Source organism: Aureimonas fodinaquatilis, assembly GCF_008369445.1.
GTDB lineage: Bacteria > Pseudomonadota > Alphaproteobacteria > Rhizobiales > Rhizobiaceae > Aureimonas > Aureimonas fodinaquatilis.
Window position 1 is genome coordinate 950,128 of sequence record NZ_VTWH01000002.1, and the last position, 19,387, is coordinate 969,514.

Sequence of the window (19,387 nt, forward strand, 5' to 3'; positions counted from 1 at the left end):
TGCTAGCGATTGCCGCAAAGCTGCGAATTGGGCAAGGAAGAATAAAATCGTTCTACAGATTCTAGAATTGTGCAGATAATCTTATGCGTATCCTCGTTTCCGGATCGACTGGCTTTATAGGACGCAAACTCGTGCAGCGGCTGCTGGACGACGGGCATGACGTGATTGTTCTTCTGCGGGAAGACAGCGCGGACGCCGACCCACGCGTTGATGTGTTGCGCGTGCCGCGCGACCTTTCAACCTTGAAGCGTCGCGACGACTGGCCGGCCCGAGTGGACGCCGTGGTGCATCTTGGCGGCCTGAACCCGGAGCGGGGCGACCCGGCCATGGATGATTCGCTGGCACTGATGCGCGCCAATGCGGAAGGAACCGCCGCCCTTGCCCGCATATCTGCCGGCAAAGGCGCTCGTCGGCTGATATTTGCCAGCTCTGCCAATATTCACTCGATGTTTGACGGCAAGCCGATCATTGAGGATGACAAGCCCGCACCGGTGGATTTCTATGCCGCATCCAAGCTGGAAGCCGAGCGACGTTTGCGCGCAGAGCTGGAAGACAGCAGCACCGAATTTACCATTTTGCGGCTACCGGCAGTTTACGGGCCAGGTGGCCGGGGCGCCATTTCCATGCTGGAACGGCTGGCCAAAAGCCGAATGCCCTTGCCGTTTCGCAGCGCCACCAACCGCCGCAGCGTGCTGGCGCTGGACAATGCAGTGGACGCGTTTGTCAGCTGCCTGACTCATCCCGGCGCAGCGGGCCGCACATTTCTTGTCGCCGACAGAGATCCGGTGACACTTGCGGAACTGGTGGCCCCTGTTCGCGCGGCACGTGGCCGAGGCCCGGGCATGTTTTCCATGCCGGTGGCGTTGTTGAAGCTGATGGCTCGAATGATCGGGCGTGGCGCAACGGCAGACCGGCTTTTTTCCACCTTTGTCATCGACACATCGCGTATACGCTCGCGCATTGGTTGGCGACCACGGCTTTCCACCGCTGAGGCACTGATGCAATACAACAAGCCGGGAGCGAGCAACAATGAGCGATCATAAGCCGATATACCCCGCCAAAGTGCAGCGTCAGAAGCGTCTGGAGCAGGTGCTCAAAGACAATCTGAAACGCCGCAAAGTTCAGTCAAAAGCCCGAAAATCCCTGATGGACCAGACTGATGATGGCGAAGACGCGCCAGAGGGCGAACCTCAGGATTCGCCCGAGGAGAACGGCTGATCACGAATCAGCCAACTTGCATCAAAAAAAGCATTTTTCGGAAAATTCATTGATTCAACGCATGGACTTGGCGTCTCGACAATCTTAGAACCCTTCTTACGAAGGAGTTTCGGATGTTCGACTATCAGAGCCACTTCACTTCCGCGATTGACGCTCTCCACACAGAGAAGCGTTACCGGGTGTTTGCCGACCTTGAGCGCATAGCCGGCCGGTTTCCGCAAGCCATATGGCGGCATGACGGCAGTGCGGTGGAGATTACCGTCTGGTGCTCCAATGACTATCTGGGCATGGGCCAGCACGAAAAAGTTGTGGCCGCAATGCAGCAGACGGCGACATCCATGGGCACCGGCGCAGGTGGCACACGCAACATTTCCGGCACCACACATCCGCTGGTGGAACTGGAGCAGGAGCTGGCAGATCTGCATGGCAAGGAAGCGGCGCTGGTTTTCACCTCCGGCTATGTTTCCAATGAGGCGTCGATTTCCACCATCGCGCGCCTTTTGCCAGACTGCCTTATCCTGTCTGATGAACTGAACCACGCTTCAATGATTGAAGGTGTGCGCAAGGCTGGTGGCCGGAAACAGATTTTCCGGCATAATGACGTGGCGCATCTGGAAGAACTTTTAAAAGCTGCCGACCCTGCCCGTCCCAAGCTGATTGTGTTTGAAAGCGTCTATTCCATGGACGGCGACATTGCCCCGGTAGCGGCAATCTGCGATCTGGCTGAACGCTACAACGCCATGACCTATATTGATGAAGTGCATTCCGTTGGCATGTACGGCCCGCGAGGGGGCGGAATTTGCGAGCGGGAGGGTCTTGCACACCGGGTTGACGTGATTGAAGGCACACTGGCAAAAGCCATTGGCGTGCTGGGTGGTTACATTACCGGATCACGCGCAGTTATCGACGCAGTGCGGTCCTATGCACCCGGCTTTATATTCACCACTGCATTGCCGCCTGCATTGGCCGCAGCAGCCACGGCTTCCATCCGCCACCTCAAGCAATCCCAGGTTGAACGGCAGGGCCAGCAGCGGCAAGCAGCGCAAACCAAAGCGGTTCTGGCACAGGCTGATCTGCCGGTCATGGCCTCTGAAACGCACATCGTTCCTGTGCTGGTGGGCGACGCTGACCTCTGCAAAAGAGCGTCTGACCACCTTCTGGAAAAGCATGGCATCTACATTCAACCAATCAATTACCCGACGGTGCCGCGCGGTACGGAACGTCTGCGTATAACGCCGACACCACTGCATGACGATGCGTTGATTGAGCGCCTGCGCGATGCGCTGGTTGAAACCTGGCAGAGTGTGGGTATTGCCTTTGCAAGCACGCGGCAGGAAACCAGTGCCGAAAGCAATTTTGCTACGCCGCTGGTCGTTTCCAAAGCGGGCGGCTGAGCCTGCATAGCGCGGACTGGCTTCTCGTTGAAACGGTTTCGTTTCAGCGGAAGAACATGTGACCAGACAGAGAGCCAGACCGTTTGGGCAATCAGGGATTGTCCAGAACAGTCAGTTCCGTGTGTCGTCCCGGCCAGTTGCTTCAGTATCAAACGGCATATCCGACTGCGCAGCATTTAACTGCGCAGTATCCTGCTCTGTGGTATCGCGGCGCGGCAGCCGTTTTGCCAAAATCGGCACCAGAAGCGCAATGGCGATAAACCGCACCATGTGGTGCGAAGCCACATAGGCCGGATCAATATTGAACTGGAACGCCAGCACAGTCAGCGCCTCCAGCGCGCCGGGTGCATAGGCCAGAGCAACACGGCCGACATCCAGTTCCAAGGCCCAGACGGCCACAAGTCCGGCGAGTGCTGACATTGCCAGCCCGATGACGAAAGCTCCCACCGCCGCCGGAAGCAGTTGCACAAGTGCAGATCTGTCTTCCATCTTCAGGCGTGAGCCAATCAGCGCGCCGATACAGACCAGGCTAGGTACGGCGAGAAAGGCCGGCACTCCGACATTGATCAAATCAGAGCCGTGCAATACGGCGCTGCCGAACAGCGCACCCAGTATCAAACCACCGGGCACGCGGGATTTAATGCCGATGAACGAGCAAATGGCGCAGATGCCTGCCATCATCACATAATCCAGCGGGGTGCCGGTGTGCACCACCCACCCCTCTCCGGCAGGCGTTTCGCCCTCCAGCCAACCCAGCAGAGGAACCAGAACGGCAATCAGAAAAAACAGCCTGACGGTCTGAAGAATGGTGACACGGGTTATATCAGCCCGGGTTTCCGATGCGGCTGCCAGCACAAATGACAGGGCTCCGGGCAGTGACGAGAACAAGGCCGTTTCCCGATCCCAGCCAAGAACTTTTTCCAGAAACAGTTTGGTGGCAATGACAACGAGAACCACGCCACCCATTTGAATGGCGAAAGAAAGCGGCCAGAGACCAATCTGGCTGACAGCCTCTGGCGTAACCCCGGACCCGGCCTGAATGCCCAGAATGAAAAAGGTTGTATCGCGAAGCCAGTTGGGCACGCGCGGCCTGAAACCAAGCGCAAAAGCCAGAAGCGTAGCCAGAAGCGAACCAAGCAACCAGCTTGCCGGCAGTCCGAGATAATCTACAATCAGACCGCCACATGCCCCGATCAGCATGGTCAAAGCGACTTGCCTCGCCCGCGCCAGGGTCAGTTTGTTGATATGCAGCAATGAAGTCACAATGCGCGCCTGATCCAGCCTGTCAGACGGTCTGCTGCCTCTTCCACCTCGTCCAGGCGGCGATGAAAACATGCCCGCATATAGTTGGGCGCGCTGTTGCCAAATGCGCCACCCGGTGCAAGGCCAACATTTGCCTCATCCACAATGCGCATCGCAGCCGCGCGCGCATTCTGAACCCCGTCAATTGCGAAAAAGGCATAAAACGCGCCGGAGGGCATTGCCAGTTGCACGCGATTGGTCGCCAGCAGTGCCTCGCAGAAAATTGCTCTGGCTTTCGTCGCACGTTCAATCTGCGATTTCAGAAAGACTTCACCTTCCTCCAAAGCAGCCGTGGCGGCGCGCTGCATGAAAGCGGCAACGCCGGACGTTGAATATTGCACCAGATTTTCAATCAAGTCGCCAAATTCCGCGGGCGCCTCGATCCACCCCACCCGCCAACCGGTCATCGCCCAGTTTTTCGAGAAGGAATTTACAAATATGACAGCGTCATCCACCGTCATGACGTCGTGAAATGATGGCGCCCGCCCGCCCGCATAATAAAACCGGGAATAAATTTCATCGGCAATGATGAACACCCCCGCCTCACGGGCAATATCCAGAATGCCGCGCAGAGTTTCCACATCCGCTGTCCAGCCAGTTGGATTGTTGGGCGTATTGACGAAAATTGCCTTGGTGCGCGGGCTGATTGCAGCTTTCAACCGGTCAAGGTCCAGGTGCCACGCGCCATCCTGCTGGTCCAGCAGCACCTCGATTGCCTGCGCCTGAGACAGATTGGCCGCTGCGGCAAAGTTGGGCCAGAGTGGGCCAATATAAACCAGCTCATCACATTGCCCAGCCAAAGCCGTCACCACGGTATGAATGGCGTGCATGCCTGACCCCGTTACAAAAAACCGGTCCGGCGTCTGGGCAAATCCGTAGAGATTTTGCGTATAGGTTGCCAATGCCTGCCGAAGTTCGGGCAGGCCGCGTTGCCATGTGTAGAATGTTTCACCCGCCGCAAGACTTTGCGTGGCGGCTTGCGCAATAAAGGCCGGGGTTGGCATGTCGCCTTCACCCACCCAGAGTGGAATCAGGCCAGGCTTGTTTCTGGCATAATTGACCAGCGACACAATGCCGCTTTCCGGTGCCGCCAATGCACCCGGGCGCAGATGGGATTTCAGACTCATTCTTCCAAACTCACAAAAAAGGCGGCGCAGGATGTCAAATCTGCCTGCGCCGCCCGAATCGCAACACTGCGCACATGATCCAATCAGAACTCTGTGCCAGGAATGCGTCCCGGTCCACTGCCTGGACGCGGCGAATTGCTGACTGCCAGAATGTCGCGGATTTCTTCCAGAAGCTTTTCTTCCCGTGGAACTTCCGCAACCTCAACTGGCTTTGCTTCTTCCTGCCGCTTCAACCTGTTCATTGCTTTGACAACCATGAACAGCACAAAAGCAACAATCATGAAATTTATGAACAAAGTCAGAAAGTTACCGTAAGCCAGAACTGGCCCCTGCTCGCGTGCCAATGTCAGGCCGGCGGCGGTAACATTGCTGCTAAGCGGTATGAAAAGATTGGAAAAATCGACCCCACCACCGGTCATGACACCGATGATTGGCATGATGATGTCTGCCACGACCGAATTGACCAGCCCGGAGAAGGCAGCGCCAATAATGATACCGATGGCCAGATCCACCATATTGCCCTTGAGGGCAAATTCCCGAAACTCTTTCAACATCACAACACCTTTTCAAACAAGGCGCCAGCGTTCACCGGCTTTTGATTTTCAAGATCTTTGTTCTGCCACAACTCTGACCGCAACGGCAAATTGTGTATAGCAGCATTGCATCTTCGTCTCTTTGAACCATAGAAAAGATGAGATAGAACGCGGGTTTGTTCGCAGCTAAACAGTGCGTCCACTCGCCCTTTCCACCGGGACACAAGATGAACCGACACGACCCCATTTATAAAATTGTTCCCGCCGCGCTTTGGCTGCAAGCCGAGGCAGCCGGGCAGTTTGATGGCTCCCCTGTCGATGTTCAGGATGGCTTCATCCATTTTTCCACCAGCCAGCAGCTTCGGGAAACTGCCGAAAAGCACTTTCAGGGGCAGTCCGATCTTTTGCTTGTGGCAGTGGATCCCCGTATGCTGGGAGAGAAACTGCAGTGGGAACCTTCCAGGGGCGGCGCACTTTTTCCTCATCTGTACGGTCCGTTGCATCTTGGCGCAGTTATCTTCGCCAGTGATCTGCCAATGACACCGGACGGACGCCACATCATTCCGGAGTCGATCCGATGAACATTGCCTATCGTTGGGCCAGACCATTTCTGTTTCGCATGGATCCGGAGCGGGCTCACTCCTTGTCCATTCGCGCTTTGCAAACCGGCCTTGTACCCGGTGCAGAACCACCGCTCGACAACCGCCTGAAAACCAGGCTGGCAGGGATCTGCTTTCCCAACCCTTTGGGTCTGGCTGCCGGCTATGACAAAAATGCGCAGGTTCCAGACGCCATGTTGCGGTTGGGCTTTGGTTTTGTGGAAGTTGGTACGGTTACCCCGTTGCCGCAGGATGGCAATCCGAAGCCACGCATTTTTCGCCTGCCGGAATCGGGCGCGATTATCAATCGTCTCGGTTTCAACAATGAAGGCCACGCCGAAGCTCTGGCCAGACTGACCCGCCGAAAGCACAAGGGCGGAATTGTGGGTGTTAATATTGGCGCCAACAAAGACAGCGCCAACCGGATTGATGACTACGTTGCCGGCGTTCACTGTTTTGCAGCGATTGCCAGCTACATGACCGTCAACATATCCTCACCCAATACCCCGGGCCTGCGCTCGCTGCAAAAGGGTGATGAGTTGCTGGAGCTTCTGAGCGCGGTTATGGCCGCACGCGATGGTGCAGCAGCCTTGAACGCACTGAAGCCTTGCCCGATTTTCCTGAAAGTTGCGCCGGATCTTTCACTTGACGAAATCAGCGCAATTTCCGGCGCGTTGAAAAAATACAAACTGGACGGTCTGATTGTTTCCAACACCACTTTGTCACGGCGCGGTGTTGAGGGGCGTGAGCACGCACTGGAAGCTGGCGGCCTTTCCGGTCGCCCGCTCATCACCGGTTCCAGCTTTGCGCTTGCGGCATTTCGCAAGGAAATGGGACCAGACTTTCCGTTGATTGGTGCTGGCGGGGTGGAAAGCGCGCGCACTGCACTGGCCAAAATGGAAGCTGGCGCTGATCTGGTGCAGCTTTACACTTCACTGGTTTACAACGGCCCGAGGTTACCGCTGCGCATTCTGAATGGCATGATCCATTATCTTGATCGCTGCGGCGCGCCAAACCTGCAGCGCATTCGCGATACACGTGTGGACGAAATTCTGGAACGCGGGCCACCGCCCGCCGAGTGACCTGATCGGCGTCGAACGTTGCTCGTTAAAGCGAACGGATTAACCGCAGTAAAGCACGATACGGCAAAGGCTGCCGCCTGCACATATCATGCTTTAACGCGCCACCCGCATCAGCACCACACCGGTGAGCGTTACAAAGCTTGATAGAATACGCCGCCAGTCCATTTTTTCGTGCAGGACAAACGTCCCGATCAGCACGGCGAACACGATGGACACCTCGCGCAGCGCGGAAACCATGGCTATTGGAGCATGGGCAAACGCCCATGTTACCAATGCATAGGCAATGAATGACACCGGCCCGCCGATCAGCAGCGAACGCCTGCCAACGGTGAAGCAGTTGCGCAAGGCTGCGGGCTGCCGGAGCGCGAAGTAAATCGCCATGAGAATTGCGTTCAGTGTGGCGGATGCGCCGTAAAACGCGAAACTATTGCCCGCCAGCCGCGCACCTGCCCCATCATTCAACGAATAGGTTGCAATAATTGCGCTGGTGGCCAACGCCCAGCACAGACCTGATGCACTGAGGCTTTTGCCACCGCGCCCGGCAAAAACCAGGCTCATGACGCCGCAGGCGATAATTGCGACAGCGGTTGCCTGAAGCGGTGAAAGCACCTCGCCCAGCAGGGCTCCGCTGGCCAACGCTGTGAACACCGGCGCTGCACCCCGAGCAATCGGATAGACCTGGGTAAAATCTGCGGCGCGATAAGCGTTCAGGAGGCACAGGAAATAGAATGTGTGAATAATTGCCGACGACACCACATAGGGCCAGCTTTCGACCGCAGGCAGACCGGCATAAGCCAGACAGGCAAGCCCCAGCGGCACGCCGCCCAGCGAAACCGCGAAGGCACCAGCATATTTGTCCGGCTGCGCCTTTAACAGCGCATTCCACAATGCGTGCAACAGCGCTGCCAGAATGACAGCGCTGAACACCAAAAGCGACATTAGCGTTTGCCCATCCGCGAAAGCCGCGACAGCAGGAAAATCGGCACGACGACCATTGCGCCTATCAGAAAATAGTTCACTGCCCGATTGAGCGAACCAAACACAGACACCCAGAGATACTGGACAAAATTGACCACCCAATCCACCAGGTCCAATGGGCTCAGATCAAGCCAGCTCAGCAGAATGCCGACCAGCAGTGACAAGATCACCAGACGTATGATGATGGACAGCGGCGAACCGCCAAGGAAATTGGACACGGAATCCGACATCAACAAAACTCCCACCGGTTCAACGGCCATATATTACGAAATTTCAGCAAAACTGTCTAAACCGCAACTATGCCCCCAAAGGGGCAGTAACAGGGCCGCGTGCCATTCGCTCCAGCATTTCCCGCCTGCGACGGCGCAAATGGTGATGGGCGGTGAAAACAACATCCGCATCCATATTGGGCTGGCCGGTCAACCATTCAAGATAGTCCATAGGCACGTCACAAAGGGCAATTCCCTTGTATTTGCCGAACCGCAATTTCGCCAGAAGCGCCGGCTCGTCTGAAACCCGCGACGAGCGTTCGATGAAATCCTGAACATCATAGCAGGCCGGCATCAGAACATCTGCAATGCGTGCCAATAGAACCGCTGTGCACAGCGCATCGTACAAAGCGCGGTGCGGGTGCAGGTTTTTCATCAATGGCGATACATGCGAAAGGTCGAGCGGCACGTTTTTGACCAATGATTGCAGGCCATGCGAGCGCACATTTGGAAACGCACGCAAGGCAAGCTTGTAGGTGCAAAGCCACCGGCCGCTGAACCGAAGCCGTGAGCGGTCGAAGCTTGCGCGTTGAGCCGCAAAGCTTTCGGCCGCTTCAATGAACGGCGCTGCCGCATCCTTGAACGGCGGCGCGTTCAGCAGCATTTCGTCGCTGATACGGTGGATTTTGCGGGCATGCGGGCTGATCTCTATTCCACCCGGATCCACCAGAGTCTGCATCGGGTTGAATATACGGCCCGTTGCCAGATCAAGATCCACCGACCCGATTTCAATGACCGCATCGTCTTCCGGTCGCGGCTGGCCAGCCGTTTCCGTGTCAATAACCCGGATGACGGTTGAAACAGGCTCGACAAACAGCGGCAACGTGCCGACCAGTGGCGGGAAAAAATTGTCCATCAGCCGCAAGATCAATCTTCACCACGGCAAACGCAAGAGCAATCAGCCGCCAATTGCCAATACCCAAAAGAAACTCTCGTCGGGTTTTTCATGGCCGCGCTGTTCGCTGGACAAGAGATACATCTGCCCGCCCATCTGTGTTGCCAAACCAACGGAATTGCCAAAGTTTTCATTACCCGCATTGACAGGATTGCTGGCGTCATAGTCCCGTTCGCTCTGATCTGCCAGAAAGTTGCGGCCAATGAATGCTGAAAACCCGTCTGTCAGCGGGTGAATTTCGGCACGCAAGCGTTCGCCCGTGTTTTTCTCCACCAGCAGCGCACCGCCCTCAAGCTCGGTTACAGAGCATGTGTGATTGCCAACCAGTTTCGCCGGCTCATCCAGAAAGCCATAGAAGTAAACCGAGCAGGCAACCTTGCCGCCAAGCGCGCCCTGCGGCCGCTGCAGTTGTTCGGATGGCACACCGGAAACCCGCTCGCTGAGTGACAGCGCCATTTCCCGTACATTATCGACCTTCGCCTCGCCAGTCGGCTCCGGGTTTTCAACAATGGTGCGCGCAATAATCTCGGGCAGATCGGTCAGCTTCTCCCGGTCTTCCTCTGCCAGAAGTGCCAGCGTCGCTTCGCACTCTTCGCCGCATTGTCCGCCAAAAGGACCACCCGGCCCAACCGTGCCGTCGCTGACTTCCGGTTCTGCCGTTTCGCGGCCAGATGCAGCGGTGGTTGCCGTATTCAACGGGTTGCCAAGCTCAACGCTTTTGGCAGCCTTGTCATAAACACAAATGATCGAGCGCAGCTCCGTGCCCTGTTGCTCCACCCCTGTCAGCAGCGCCAGGCCGTATTTTTCACTGCCGAACGGGTCCACCACAATGGCCGGATCCTGCAGTTGCTGCTGACCTGCGGCAAGGCAGGCTGACTGCACGTCTTGTCGAAACTGTTCCCAGGCCTCCGGCGCTGCGGCTTTTACAGGCATTGCCAAAGCCAGCGAGAGCGCAACGCCGCAACCGAGCCGTGGAAGCATACGGAGTTTCGACTGAACATTCTGCATTTGCGTTGTTTCCTTTTCCGGCGGCCACAGCATGTCCCGTTGCAACGGAATCGTTTCAACGGCTCCAGAACCTGCGGCGGTGCATATCACCCGTCGATGAAGGCGGAGTGTTGTCCTTGTCAAACAGATTCGATCTGTTACCCCTGTAATTTACCTTTACGTCAAATTAGTTGAAGGATGGCATAATGCCGCTTCCAGACATTATGAAAAGCCGCGTCAGACTCCCCGTCATCGGCGCACCGCTGTTTATCATTTCCAATCCGGCTCTGGTGCTTGCGCAAGTCACATCCGGCATTGTCGGAGCGTTTCCGGCACTGAACGCCCGGCCAGCCGAACAATTGGCCGACTGGCTGGACGAATTGCAGGAAGGCATTGCCAGCCACGACCAGCGCAACCCCGACCGCCCGGCCGCGCCATTTGCTGTCAACCAGATTGTCCACCGTTCCAACAATCGTCTGGAAGCAGACCTGCAGATGTGCGTGCAGCACAAAGTGCCAATTGTCATTACGTCGCTTGGGGCAGTGCAGGAAGTGAATGACGCGGTTCATTCCTATGGCGGTATTGTTCTTCATGATGTGATCAATAACCGCTTTGCGCATAAGGCTATTGAAAAGGGAGCCGATGGGCTGATAGCGGTTGCCGCAGGCGCCGGCGGGCATGCTGGCCAGATTTCGCCTTTTGCACTGGTGCAGGAAATACGTGAGTGGTTTGCCGGGCCACTGTTTCTTTCAGGTGCCATTGCCACCGGCAAAGCCATTCTGGCAGCACAGGCCATGGGTGCGGATGGCGCCTATATCGGATCGCCCTTCATTGCTACGGATGAGGCGCAGGCAACGGAAGCACATAAGCAGGCCATTGTTGACGGCCATGCCGCCGACATTGTCAACAGCAGCTATTTCACCGGCGTTTCAGGCAATTATCTGCGCGCTTCCATAATTGCTGCCGGAATGGACCCGGACCATTTGCCAGACGCTGACAAATCCAAAATGGATTTTTCAGCAACAACCGCTCCGGGACAGGCAAAAGCGTGGAAAGATATCTGGGGTGCAGGGCAAGGCATTGGTGCTGTTGACCACATTGTACCAGCGGCGGATTTTATTGATCGGCTAGCCAGCGAATACAGACAGGCGCGGCAGGATTTGTGCAATCAGCCCTTCACACCAGCAGGCTGATGCCTATTGCCACCATGACTGCCGCTATCAAAACATCCAGAACACGCCAGGCGATGGGCCGTGCAAACAGTGGCCGCAAAAAGCGTGCGCCATATCCAAGTGAGAAAAAGAACAGAAACGAAGCGGTCATGGCACCAAGTGCAAAGCCTTTCTCGTAACCGGTATATTGCGTGGATATTGAACCGAGCAGCACCACCGTATCCAGATAGACATGCGGGTTTGCCCAGGTCAGCATCAGACAGATTGCCAATGTTGCCGCCAATGATGCTGCTGGCTGATCTGCTGGCTGATCTGCTGGCTTCAGACTGCCCTGCCCCTGCACCACGGCAATGATGTTTCGCAGCGCGTAGGCAAACAGAAATGCCGCACCTGCATAACGCATGACCGGCTCCAGCCACGGCGCGCGGGTTGAAATGAGACCAAAGCCAGAAACGCCGGCGGCTATTAACAGCGCATCGGATATGGCGCATGTCAGGCACACGGCAAATACGTGATGGCCTCGAAGCCCCTGCTGCAAAACAAAGGCATTCTGTGCGCCAATCGCAACAATAAGGCTGAAGCCGAGAAACAGGCCGGACGTGTATGCAGCAATCATCGAACTCTCCTGATTGCCCGTTGACTAGCCCTAAACCGATGATTAGAAAAATTCATAATTCTAATTCAAGTTTAAAATTTTTAATTATGATCGACTATGCAAATCTCAGCGCCGTGGCTGCCGTTGTGCGCACAGGCAGTTTCGAGAAAGCCGCGCAAAGCCTGAACATCACAGCTTCCGCGGTTTCCCAGCGTGTGAAACTGCTGGAGGAGAAGCTGGGCACGTCATTGGTGGTTCGCGGGCAACCCTGCACCGCCACACCGGCGGGAAACCGCCTGTGTCGCCATCTGGAAGATGTTGGACTTCTGGAAAACAATTTGCGCGCCGATCTGGGCGCGCTGGTACCGGCGGGCCCTTGGCCGACCATTCGCATAGCAGTGAATGCTGACAGCCTTGCAACGTGGTTCATAAAGGCTTTGGCGCAGACGAATGAGTTGTTGTTCGAGCTCATAGTTGATGATCAGGACCACAGCGCGGATTGGCTGCGCAAAGGCGAAGTTGCCGCCGCCGTGACCGCAAGTCCTGTTGCTGTGCGCGGCTGTGACATACTGCCTTTGGGGTCACTGCGTTACTTCGCTACCGCCACCCCGCAATTCGTTGCCACATGGTTTGCCGACGGTGTCAACGAAGGCACATTGCAAAACGCCCCTTCCATCTGCTTTGATAAAAAGGATGAACTCCAGTCACGTTGGATCAAGCAACAGACCGGCAAGCATTTTTCCCTGCCTGTGCACTGGATGCCGTCATCGCATGCATTCATTGACGGAGCCCTGGCGGGGCTTGGATGGGGTATGAACCCGGAATTGTTGATCTCTGAGCATCTGGCTGCGCAGACGCTGCAAAAACTTCCGCCCGGCACGCCGCTCGACACGCCTCTATACTGGCAATATTCACGCGTGATCGGGAAAACCCTTGCACCCCTTACGAAGGCGGTGACAGAGACGGCGCGTGCCGCTCTGGTGCAATAGATCGTTCACTTCCAGACATTCTGGAGGAAATTTCTCGTCCGCTCGGTTTTCGGATTTTTTAAAAGCGATTCAGGCGTGTCGCATTCAACAATCCGCCCGCCATCCATAAAGGCGATGCGGTCTGCCACTTCCTGCGCAAAGCCGATTTCATGCGTCACCACCACCATGGTCATGCCCTCTGCCGCCAGATCACGCATCACCTGCAAAACCTCTCCCACCAGTTCCGGGTCCAGCGCCGAGGTTGGTTCGTCAAACAGCATCAGCTTCGGCTTCATTGCCAAAGCCCTGGCGATCGCCACACGCTGCTGCTGTCCGGTGGACATATTATCAGGATATGAGTCCGCCCGATCCTCCAGCCCCACACGCCGCAGCAGAAGCAGCGCCTCTTCCCGTGCCTTTTTCGGAGAAATGCCATTCACATGAATTGGCCCTTCGGTGATATTCTGAAGCGCTGTTTTATGGCGGAACAGGTTGAACCGCTGAAAAACCATGCCAATGCTGCGTCGCTGTCTGGCAATCGCCCCTTCCGGCATTTCCCATAAGGCACCGTTCTTCTCCCGGTAGCCTATCAGGTCGCCTTCAACATATAGCCGCCCGCCATCATAGGTTTCCAGATTATTGATGCAACGCAGAAGCGTGGATTTTCCGGAACCGGAAGGCCCGATAACGCACAAAACCTCACCTTTTCGGATGGTCAGGTCAACTCCGGCCAGCGCAAGAAATGACTGGAAATGTTTTTGCAGGCCTTTGATTTCGACCAGAACATCATTCGGCATGTTTTACCTTTGGTGGCAGTTGAAAAGCCGGAACACGACGAAATATCGCCTTCAGGCAGCTACACCCTTGCCCAGCTTCTTTTCTATCCGCGATTGGATCAGCGACAGAATGGACGTGACGATGAAGTACCAGATACTGGCAACAAGCAGCAGCGGTATAACCTCATAGGTTCGCAGATAGATTGTCTGTGAAGAGTACAACAGGTCTGACAAGCCGATAATGCTGACAATGGACGTCATCTTGAGCATGCCGATCAACTGGTTGCCGGTTGGCGGAATAACCAGCTTCATCACCTGTGGCATGACGATGCGGTAAAACGTCTTCCGGGGCGAAAGGCCAATGGCCTTGGCAGCCTCGATCTGCCCCTTGTCGACCGATTGCAGCCCTGCCCGAATGATTTCTGCCATATAGGCACCCTCATTCAGGCTCAGCGCAAGGATTGCCGCTACAACCGGCGTCATGACGCTGTTCATGCTGACTTCAAACAATTGCGGCCCGAACGGAATGCCCAGTGAAAACACAGGGTACAAGGCAGCGATATTGTAGCAAAGGAACAATTGGACCAGAAGTGGCGTGCCACGAATGACCGTTATGAAGGCGGTGCTGGCTCCGCGCGCCAGCGGGTTGTCCGACAGCCGCATGACCGCCAGCAGGATGCCCAGCAAAATGCCCAGAACCATTGCAACAGCGGTTAACGTCAATGTCAGCGCAAGGCCACGCAGAATGCTGGGAGCCGTGAAATATTTTGCGACGACATCCCATTGGTAACCCGGATTGGTGACCAGAGACTGGGCAAGCAGCACCAGGCCAACGGCAATCAGGATGCCGAAAATCCAGCGTCCTGGCCGCCGTAGTTTGCGGACTGCTATTCGTTCCGCCGCAAGCGGAACGAAGCCGCCACCTGTTTCATGCATGGCCATGTTGATGCCTATTTAGCGCGCTCTGCGGCGCCATTGATGACAGCCTCCGGCACCGCAAGGGACGTCATATTCCACTTTTCCAGAATGTCACCATAGACGCCGTTCTCAATCAAAGTGTTCAAGGCGCGCTCAAGCGGAGCAACCAGTGGGCTGCCTTTTGGCACAGTAATGCCGGAATAGCTCTGCCCTATCTGCTCGCTGTCCGGAATTTCAAACGCATCTGGCTGCATGGAAACCAGATACAATGCCTGTGGTGATGGAATCAGCGCGCCATCGGCCCGGCCGGAATTCACTGCGGCAGGTGCGTCGGAAGATTCGGGGAAGCGCACAATGTCGATCGCCGGTTTACCATCTGCCGCGCATTGTTCATCCAGCTTGGGAACCACCAGTTCCATCTGCGTGCTGCCACCCACAACAGCAATTTTCTCGCCGCACAGTTCGGCTGACTTCAAACCTGAAGGGTTGCCCTTTTTTGAGATCAGATACGTGCCAGTGGTGCGGTAATTGACAAAGTCCATCACCTTCTCACGCTCGACCGTGTTGCCGAAAGATGAAAACAGAATGTCGTAGCGGCCCGAGGTCAGACCAGGGATCAGCGTGGGAAAGCTGGCATGGACGATTTCCATGTCTACACCCAGCGTGGCGGCCATTGCCTTGGCCAGATCAACATCCATGCCGATGATGGTCGTGCCATCCTCATCGAAATACTCAAATGGCGGAAACGCTGCATTCAGGCCGTTCACCAGCTTTTTGCTGTTCTGAATATTTTCTGGAAGCAGGCTGACAGCCTCCTCATCCACTGTGACCTTTGCCATCCACGGTTCATCAGCCTGTGTTGCAAGCGCCGACGAAACGATTGCGCCGCTTGCAACGCCCAAAGCCAGAACCGCCGCAACACCGGTGGTACGGGTCGCCGTCAAAAATCCCTGCCATGTCAAATTCAGTACGGTCACGCTGCAGCTCCTGTCAGCAAGTGGTTGCTCTTCCATGGGAAATTTCATCGCCTGCATGCCAGAGGAACCAGAGCTTCACGGCGGTCAGGATGAATTTGCGTCAATGCCCTTATCACAGGCATCCACACTTCGTCTGCCCGGCACTGCACTCTTCCAATCCCCTGAAACCTACAGGAAACAGCCGTTTCATGACCATGTTGCGACAAGGGGATTGAAAATTCAATTGAGATTGTTGTAGCTCTGAATGTGATTTTTTCTCACATATTCGAGTCACCTGTGGCCAAACGCCTTCCTCCATTGAATCCCCTCCGCGCGTTTGAAGCCGCTGGACGCAACCATTCGCTCACGCGTGCGGCCCACGAACTGAACGTGACCCACGGCGCTATCAGCCACCAAATCAAGGCTTTAGAAGCCACGATGCAGGTTCAGCTTCTGGACAGGAGCTCACATCGCCTTCGGCTGACAGCTCATGGGGCGGAATTGCTTCCGGCTATTTCAGCAGCATTTGAAACAATTGCTGCTGCCGCAGAAAAGATGAAACGTCCCACCAGCGCTGGGTCACTGACAATTTCCTGCGCGCCTGCCCTTCTGTCTTTCTGGGTGATTCCGCGCCTTTCGAGCTTCACCGCCCAGTATCCGGACATTCGGCTGCGATTTAACGCGTCGAACGACATTCAGAACCTGCGAGACAAGAACAATGACATTGCCATTCTCTACGGAGACGGCAACTGGCCAGACTGCTGGATCCGACGCTGGTCAGACCTTGAGCTGTTTCCGATTGTCAGCTCGACCCGAATGAACACAAATCCCATCCGCTCCGTTCGGGACTTGAGCGGGCATGTGATGTTGCACACCGATGACGGGCGCGAATGGCAAACCTGGCTGGCAGCAGCCGACGCGCTGGACCTGCCCAGAGGACCTCAACACCACTATTCCGATGCACGGCTGGGAATAGATGCCGCCATGCACGGGCATGGTGTGGCGTTGGGTGACACGCTGACGGCTGCCAGCCTGCTCGCCAAAGGGCAGCTCATTGCACCGTTCAACCTTTCCGTGCCCGCTGCCGATGCCTTCTATGTCGCGTGCTCCAACGATGTTCGTGCCACACCCATAGTCACCGTGTTCATTGACTGGCTGTTCGCCCAACTGGATGAAAGTGGTTCTCGGGCAGAGCCCCAAAGTCTGGCACGGCGCACCTTGCGGCGATCGCAATTCAGCGAACCGCCGCCACCCAGAAAATCCAGGCCCCAGGGTACCCGAATTCGCCAGGGATAAAGCTTCGCCACCCGGAAAATGCTTCAATTCGAAAGATGTGCCATGCCGATGCCCGCATTCAATCCTCTGGTGGAAACGCTGACCGCTCCGCCAATACCCCACGTTCAGTCGTGGGCACGCGCTTACTCTGGCGCATGCGGCCCGCTGATCGACCTCTCGCAGGCAGTGCCGGGATATGCCCCGCATCACGACCTACTGGCAGCACTTGGCCAATGCGCAAGCGACCCCAGACTGGCTGGCTATGGCGCGATTGAAGGCGAGCCGGAGCTGCGAACCGCATATGCAAAACACGTTGCCGGGCTGTACGGCACATCAGTTCACATGGGCAGCGTGCAGATCACTGCTGGCTGCAATCAGGCCTTCACGGCAGCTTTGATGGCCGTTGCGTCTGCGGGCGACGCAGTGTTGCTGACCAACCCCTGCTACTTCAACCATGAAACAACTCTGACAATGCTGGGAATTTCGGCAAACACTGTTGCGTGCAAGCCGGAGCTCGGCTTTGTACCCGGTGCGGCCGATATCGATACCGCCATCACGCCGAAAACGAAGGCTGTCGTGCTTGTGTCGCCCAACAATCCGACCGGCGCGGTTTACCCCGCTGAGCTCCTGTGTGAAATCTTCGACCTTTGCAAACGGCGCGGAATCTGGCTGATCCTTGACGAAACCTATCGTGATTTCATGGATCCGCTCGATCTTGCCTCCGGACCTATGGGTCGTGAAGACTGGCGGGAAAATCTGATCCAGCTCTACAGCTTCTCCAAATCCTTTTGCATTCCAGGCCATCGACTGGGCGCTGTAACTGCCGGTGAGGCCGTTATTCGCCAGATGGCCAAGGTCATGGACAATCTGCAAATTTGCGCTCCCCGCGCGGTCCAGCATGCGGTTGCGCCCCTCATTCCTGTGCTGGAAAACTGGCGAGAGCAGAACCGTCAGGAAATCAACCGACGCGCCAGTGCCATGCAATCTTCCATTGCACTCGTTCCGGGATGGAAGTTGAACTCGATCGGAGCCTATTTTGCTTTTGTGCGCCACCCCTACCCCGGACGCACCTCTGCCGATGTGGCACAGCAACTGGCCAAGCAACTGGGGCTCATCACACTGCCTGGCTCATACTTTGGCGAGGAACTGGATGACTTCTTGCGACTGGCTTTTGCCAATGTTGAAGTCAGCCCAATTCAGGAGGCGTGCGCTCGCCTGAAAAGTTTGACGTAGGCACGGATTTTCCGGACGCTGTACAACAGAAATGCCCCCGCACCGGAGTGACAGGGGCTTGCGAAATCACCGGAACCTTAATGGTCGCAGACCAACTTTTCCTCAGCCGCAATACGGCAATTGGAAAAGCGATAATTCAGTGCGCCGCAGCATGCGGTTCCGCCCCACCTTCCTGTGCTGGAAAACTGGCGGGAGCAGAACCGTCAGGAAATCAACCGACGCGCCAGTGCCATGCAATCTTGCATTGCGCCCGTGCCAGGATGGAAGCTGAACTCGATCGGAGCCTATTTTGCTTTCGTGCGACACCCTTACTCCGGACGCACCTCTGCCGATGTGGCACAGCAACTGGCTGAGCAACTGGGGCTCATCACACTGCCCGGCTCATACTTCGGCGAGAATCTGGATGATTTCTTGCGACTTGCTTTTGCCAATGTTGAAGTCAGCCCAATTCAGGAAGCGTGCACTCGCCTGAAAAGTTTGACATAAAGCCCCGGATTTTTTCGAACGCTGTACAACAGAAAAGCCCCCGCACCGGTGTGGCAAAGGCTTGCAAAGCCATCGTAGCTTTAATGGTCACATACCAACTTTTCCTCAGCCGCTATAAGGCAATTGGAAAAGCGAAAAAATCGGTGCGCCGCAGCATGCGGTTGCGTCCCTCATTCCTGTGCTGGAAAACTGGCGGGAGCAGAACCGTCAGGAAATCAATCGACGCGCTAGTGCCATGCAAATCGTCCATTGCGCTCGTGCCAGGATGGAAGTTGAACTTGATCGGAGCCTATTTTGCTGTCGTGCGTCATCCCTACACCGGACGCACCTCTGCCGATGTAGCACAGCAACTGGCCGAACAACTGGGACTCATTACACTGCCCGGCTCATATTTCGGCGAGAATCTGGATGACTTCCTGCGACTTGCTTTTGCCAATGTTGAAGTCAGCCAAATTCGGGAAGCGTGCACTCGCCTGAACAATTTGACATACAGCCCCGGATTTTTTCGAACGCTGCACAACAGAAAAGCCCCCGCACCGGAGTGACAGGGGCTTTCTAATCCATCGTAACCTTACTGGTCACAGGCCAACTTTTCCGCAGCCGCTAAACGGCAGACGAAAAAGC

Annotated in this window: 22 protein-coding genes; 11 read left to right on the top strand and 11 right to left on the bottom strand. The window is 56.1% G+C overall.

The features are described 5' to 3' along the window. Positions 1–83: 83 nt before the first annotated feature. From FPY71_RS10665 to hemA, 3 genes are all read left to right on the top strand, one after another. Positions 84–1,043: an NAD-dependent epimerase/dehydratase family protein gene (locus tag FPY71_RS10665; protein ID WP_149300228.1), complete on the top strand. Its 960-nt coding sequence runs from the start codon at positions 84–86 to the stop codon at positions 1,041–1,043. Continuing rightward, positions 1,030–1,218: a hypothetical protein gene (locus tag FPY71_RS10670; RefSeq protein ID WP_149300229.1), complete on the top strand. Its 189-nt coding sequence runs from the start codon at positions 1,030–1,032 to the stop codon at positions 1,216–1,218. Before FPY71_RS10665 ends, FPY71_RS10670 begins: the two co-directional genes overlap by 14 nt. A 113-nt stretch (positions 1,219–1,331) precedes the next feature. Beyond that, positions 1,332–2,612, top strand: a complete 1,281-nt coding sequence (hemA, locus tag FPY71_RS10675) for a 5-aminolevulinate synthase (RefSeq protein WP_149300230.1) — start codon at positions 1,332–1,334, stop codon at positions 2,610–2,612. Between the two features lie 111 nt (positions 2,613–2,723). Here the strand turns inward: hemA and FPY71_RS10680 are convergent, their stop codons facing one another. From FPY71_RS10680 to mscL, 3 genes are all read right to left on the bottom strand, one after another. Beyond that, positions 2,724–3,875, bottom strand: coding sequence for an AbrB family transcriptional regulator (locus FPY71_RS10680; RefSeq protein WP_246160347.1), 1,152 nt, complete (start codon positions 3,873–3,875; stop codon positions 2,724–2,726). After that, a complete protein-coding gene (locus FPY71_RS10685) occupies positions 3,872–5,041 on the bottom strand; it encodes a pyridoxal phosphate-dependent aminotransferase (RefSeq protein WP_149300232.1) in 1,170 nt (389 codons plus the stop codon). The genes FPY71_RS10680 and FPY71_RS10685 overlap by 4 nt, the downstream gene beginning before the upstream one ends. A gap of 83 nt (positions 5,042–5,124) precedes the next feature. Continuing rightward, the gene (gene mscL / locus FPY71_RS10690; RefSeq protein WP_149300233.1) at positions 5,125–5,595 is read right to left on the bottom strand and encodes a large conductance mechanosensitive channel protein MscL; all 471 of its coding nucleotides are present in this window, start codon (positions 5,593–5,595) and stop codon (positions 5,125–5,127) included. 206 nt (positions 5,596–5,801) lie between these two features. Between mscL and FPY71_RS10695 the strand changes: the two genes are divergently transcribed. After that, a complete protein-coding gene (locus tag FPY71_RS10695; protein WP_149300234.1) occupies positions 5,802–6,155 on the top strand; it encodes a DUF952 domain-containing protein in 354 nt (117 codons plus the stop codon). Beyond that, positions 6,152–7,255, top strand: a complete 1,104-nt coding sequence (locus FPY71_RS10700; RefSeq protein WP_149300235.1) for a quinone-dependent dihydroorotate dehydrogenase — start codon at positions 6,152–6,154, stop codon at positions 7,253–7,255. Before FPY71_RS10695 ends, FPY71_RS10700 begins: the two co-directional genes overlap by 4 nt. A gap of 93 nt (positions 7,256–7,348) precedes the next feature. Here the strand turns inward: FPY71_RS10700 and FPY71_RS10705 are convergent, their stop codons facing one another. The 4 genes from FPY71_RS10705 to FPY71_RS18505 all read right to left on the bottom strand — a co-directional run bounded on the left by FPY71_RS10705 (position 7,349) and on the right by FPY71_RS18505 (position 10,405). Then, positions 7,349–8,194, bottom strand: a complete 846-nt coding sequence (locus FPY71_RS10705; RefSeq protein ID WP_149300236.1) for a DMT family transporter — start codon at positions 8,192–8,194, stop codon at positions 7,349–7,351. Further along, positions 8,194–8,463, bottom strand: coding sequence for a DUF6460 domain-containing protein (locus FPY71_RS10710; RefSeq protein ID WP_149300237.1), 270 nt, complete (start codon positions 8,461–8,463; stop codon positions 8,194–8,196). The genes FPY71_RS10705 and FPY71_RS10710 overlap by 1 nt, the downstream gene beginning before the upstream one ends. 67 nt (positions 8,464–8,530) lie before the next feature. Then, positions 8,531–9,358, bottom strand: a complete 828-nt coding sequence (locus FPY71_RS10715) for a putative quorum-sensing-regulated virulence factor (protein WP_149300238.1) — start codon at positions 9,356–9,358, stop codon at positions 8,531–8,533. A 42-nt stretch (positions 9,359–9,400) separates the two neighbouring features. Then, positions 9,401–10,405, bottom strand: coding sequence for a hypothetical protein (locus FPY71_RS18505; protein WP_188052302.1), 1,005 nt, complete (start codon positions 10,403–10,405; stop codon positions 9,401–9,403). Between the two features lie 185 nt (positions 10,406–10,590). Here FPY71_RS18505 and FPY71_RS10725 point away from each other — a divergent pair, with 185 nt between their 5' ends. After that, the gene (locus tag FPY71_RS10725) at positions 10,591–11,577 is read left to right on the top strand and encodes an NAD(P)H-dependent flavin oxidoreductase (RefSeq protein ID WP_149300239.1); all 987 of its coding nucleotides are present in this window, start codon (positions 10,591–10,593) and stop codon (positions 11,575–11,577) included. Here FPY71_RS10725 and FPY71_RS10730 read toward each other — a convergent pair. After that, complete coding sequence (locus FPY71_RS10730; RefSeq protein WP_149300240.1) at positions 11,561–12,172, bottom strand: LysE/ArgO family amino acid transporter; 612 nt, start codon at positions 12,170–12,172, stop codon at positions 11,561–11,563. The two genes, FPY71_RS10725 and FPY71_RS10730, sit on opposite strands and share 17 nt — an antisense overlap. 86 nt (positions 12,173–12,258) lie before the next feature. On the opposite strand from FPY71_RS10730, the gene FPY71_RS10735 reads away from it, so the two are divergent. Then, a complete protein-coding gene (locus FPY71_RS10735; protein WP_149300241.1) occupies positions 12,259–13,140 on the top strand; it encodes a LysR family transcriptional regulator ArgP in 882 nt (293 codons plus the stop codon). 5 nt (positions 13,141–13,145) lie between these two features. Here FPY71_RS10735 and FPY71_RS10740 read toward each other — a convergent pair whose 3' ends face one another. The 3 genes from FPY71_RS10740 to FPY71_RS10750 are packed head-to-tail and all read right to left on the bottom strand — an operon-like array spanning position 13,146 to position 15,790. Next, a complete protein-coding gene (locus FPY71_RS10740) occupies positions 13,146–13,916 on the bottom strand; it encodes an amino acid ABC transporter ATP-binding protein (protein ID WP_149300242.1) in 771 nt (256 codons plus the stop codon). Between the two features lie 51 nt (positions 13,917–13,967). Further along, positions 13,968–14,837 carry an amino acid ABC transporter permease gene (locus tag FPY71_RS10745; protein WP_149300243.1) on the bottom strand — a complete coding sequence of 290 codons (870 nt, stop codon included), beginning with the start codon at positions 14,835–14,837 and terminating at the stop codon, positions 13,968–13,970. An 8-nt stretch (positions 14,838–14,845) separates the two neighbouring features. After that, a complete protein-coding gene (locus tag FPY71_RS10750) occupies positions 14,846–15,790 on the bottom strand; it encodes an ABC transporter substrate-binding protein (protein ID WP_188052303.1) in 945 nt (314 codons plus the stop codon). Positions 15,791–16,066: 276 nt separating this feature from the next. Here FPY71_RS10750 and FPY71_RS10755 point away from each other — a divergent pair, with 276 nt between their 5' ends. The 4 genes from FPY71_RS10755 to FPY71_RS18510 all read left to right on the top strand — a co-directional run bounded on the left by FPY71_RS10755 (position 16,067) and on the right by FPY71_RS18510 (position 19,308). Beyond that, positions 16,067–17,065: a LysR substrate-binding domain-containing protein gene (locus FPY71_RS10755; RefSeq protein WP_149300245.1), complete on the top strand. Its 999-nt coding sequence runs from the start codon at positions 16,067–16,069 to the stop codon at positions 17,063–17,065. Between the two features lie 48 nt (positions 17,066–17,113). Beyond that, positions 17,114–18,277 (top strand): aminotransferase, encoded by a 1,164-nt coding sequence (locus tag FPY71_RS10760; RefSeq protein ID WP_149300581.1) that lies wholly within the window; start codon positions 17,114–17,116, stop codon positions 18,275–18,277. A gap of 174 nt (positions 18,278–18,451) precedes the next feature. Next, positions 18,452–18,763: an aminotransferase class I/II-fold pyridoxal phosphate-dependent enzyme gene (locus tag FPY71_RS10765; RefSeq protein WP_188052304.1), complete on the top strand. Its 312-nt coding sequence runs from the start codon at positions 18,452–18,454 to the stop codon at positions 18,761–18,763. A gap of 272 nt (positions 18,764–19,035) precedes the next feature. Next, positions 19,036–19,308: an aminotransferase class I/II-fold pyridoxal phosphate-dependent enzyme gene (locus FPY71_RS18510; RefSeq protein ID WP_188052305.1), complete on the top strand. Its 273-nt coding sequence runs from the start codon at positions 19,036–19,038 to the stop codon at positions 19,306–19,308. The last annotated feature ends 79 nt before the right edge of the window (positions 19,309–19,387 follow it).

Excerpts from the sequence above, each read along its gene's own strand:
- FPY71_RS10665 (WP_149300228.1), top strand. The coding sequence starts at position 84 with ATGCGTATCCTCGTTTCCGGATCGACTGGCTTTATAGGACGCAAACTC.
- FPY71_RS10670 (WP_149300229.1), top strand. The coding sequence starts at position 1,030 with ATGAGCGATCATAAGCCGATATACCCCGCCAAAGTGCAGCGTCAGAAG.
- hemA (WP_149300230.1), top strand. The coding sequence starts at position 1,332 with ATGTTCGACTATCAGAGCCACTTCACTTCCGCGATTGACGCTCTCCAC.
- FPY71_RS10685 (WP_149300232.1), bottom strand. The coding sequence starts at position 5,041 with ATGAGTCTGAAATCCCATCTGCGCCCGGGTGCATTGGCGGCACCGGAA.
- mscL (WP_149300233.1), bottom strand. The coding sequence starts at position 5,595 with ATGTTGAAAGAGTTTCGGGAATTTGCCCTCAAGGGCAATATGGTGGAT.
- FPY71_RS10695 (WP_149300234.1), top strand. The coding sequence starts at position 5,802 with ATGAACCGACACGACCCCATTTATAAAATTGTTCCCGCCGCGCTTTGG.
- FPY71_RS10700 (WP_149300235.1), top strand. The coding sequence starts at position 6,152 with ATGAACATTGCCTATCGTTGGGCCAGACCATTTCTGTTTCGCATGGAT.
- FPY71_RS10705 (WP_149300236.1), bottom strand. The coding sequence starts at position 8,194 with ATGTCGCTTTTGGTGTTCAGCGCTGTCATTCTGGCAGCGCTGTTGCAC.
- FPY71_RS10710 (WP_149300237.1), bottom strand. The coding sequence starts at position 8,463 with ATGTCGGATTCCGTGTCCAATTTCCTTGGCGGTTCGCCGCTGTCCATC.
- FPY71_RS10715 (WP_149300238.1), bottom strand. The coding sequence starts at position 9,358 with ATGGACAATTTTTTCCCGCCACTGGTCGGCACGTTGCCGCTGTTTGTC.
- FPY71_RS18505 (WP_188052302.1), bottom strand. The coding sequence starts at position 10,405 with ATGCAGAATGTTCAGTCGAAACTCCGTATGCTTCCACGGCTCGGTTGC.
- FPY71_RS10725 (WP_149300239.1), top strand. The coding sequence starts at position 10,591 with ATGCCGCTTCCAGACATTATGAAAAGCCGCGTCAGACTCCCCGTCATC.
- FPY71_RS10730 (WP_149300240.1), bottom strand. The coding sequence starts at position 12,172 with ATGATTGCTGCATACACGTCCGGCCTGTTTCTCGGCTTCAGCCTTATT.
- FPY71_RS10735 (WP_149300241.1), top strand. The coding sequence starts at position 12,259 with ATGATCGACTATGCAAATCTCAGCGCCGTGGCTGCCGTTGTGCGCACA.
- FPY71_RS10740 (WP_149300242.1), bottom strand. The coding sequence starts at position 13,916 with ATGCCGAATGATGTTCTGGTCGAAATCAAAGGCCTGCAAAAACATTTC.
- FPY71_RS10745 (WP_149300243.1), bottom strand. The coding sequence starts at position 14,837 with ATGGCCATGCATGAAACAGGTGGCGGCTTCGTTCCGCTTGCGGCGGAA.
- FPY71_RS10760 (WP_149300581.1), top strand. The coding sequence starts at position 17,114 with ATGCCCGCATTCAATCCTCTGGTGGAAACGCTGACCGCTCCGCCAATA.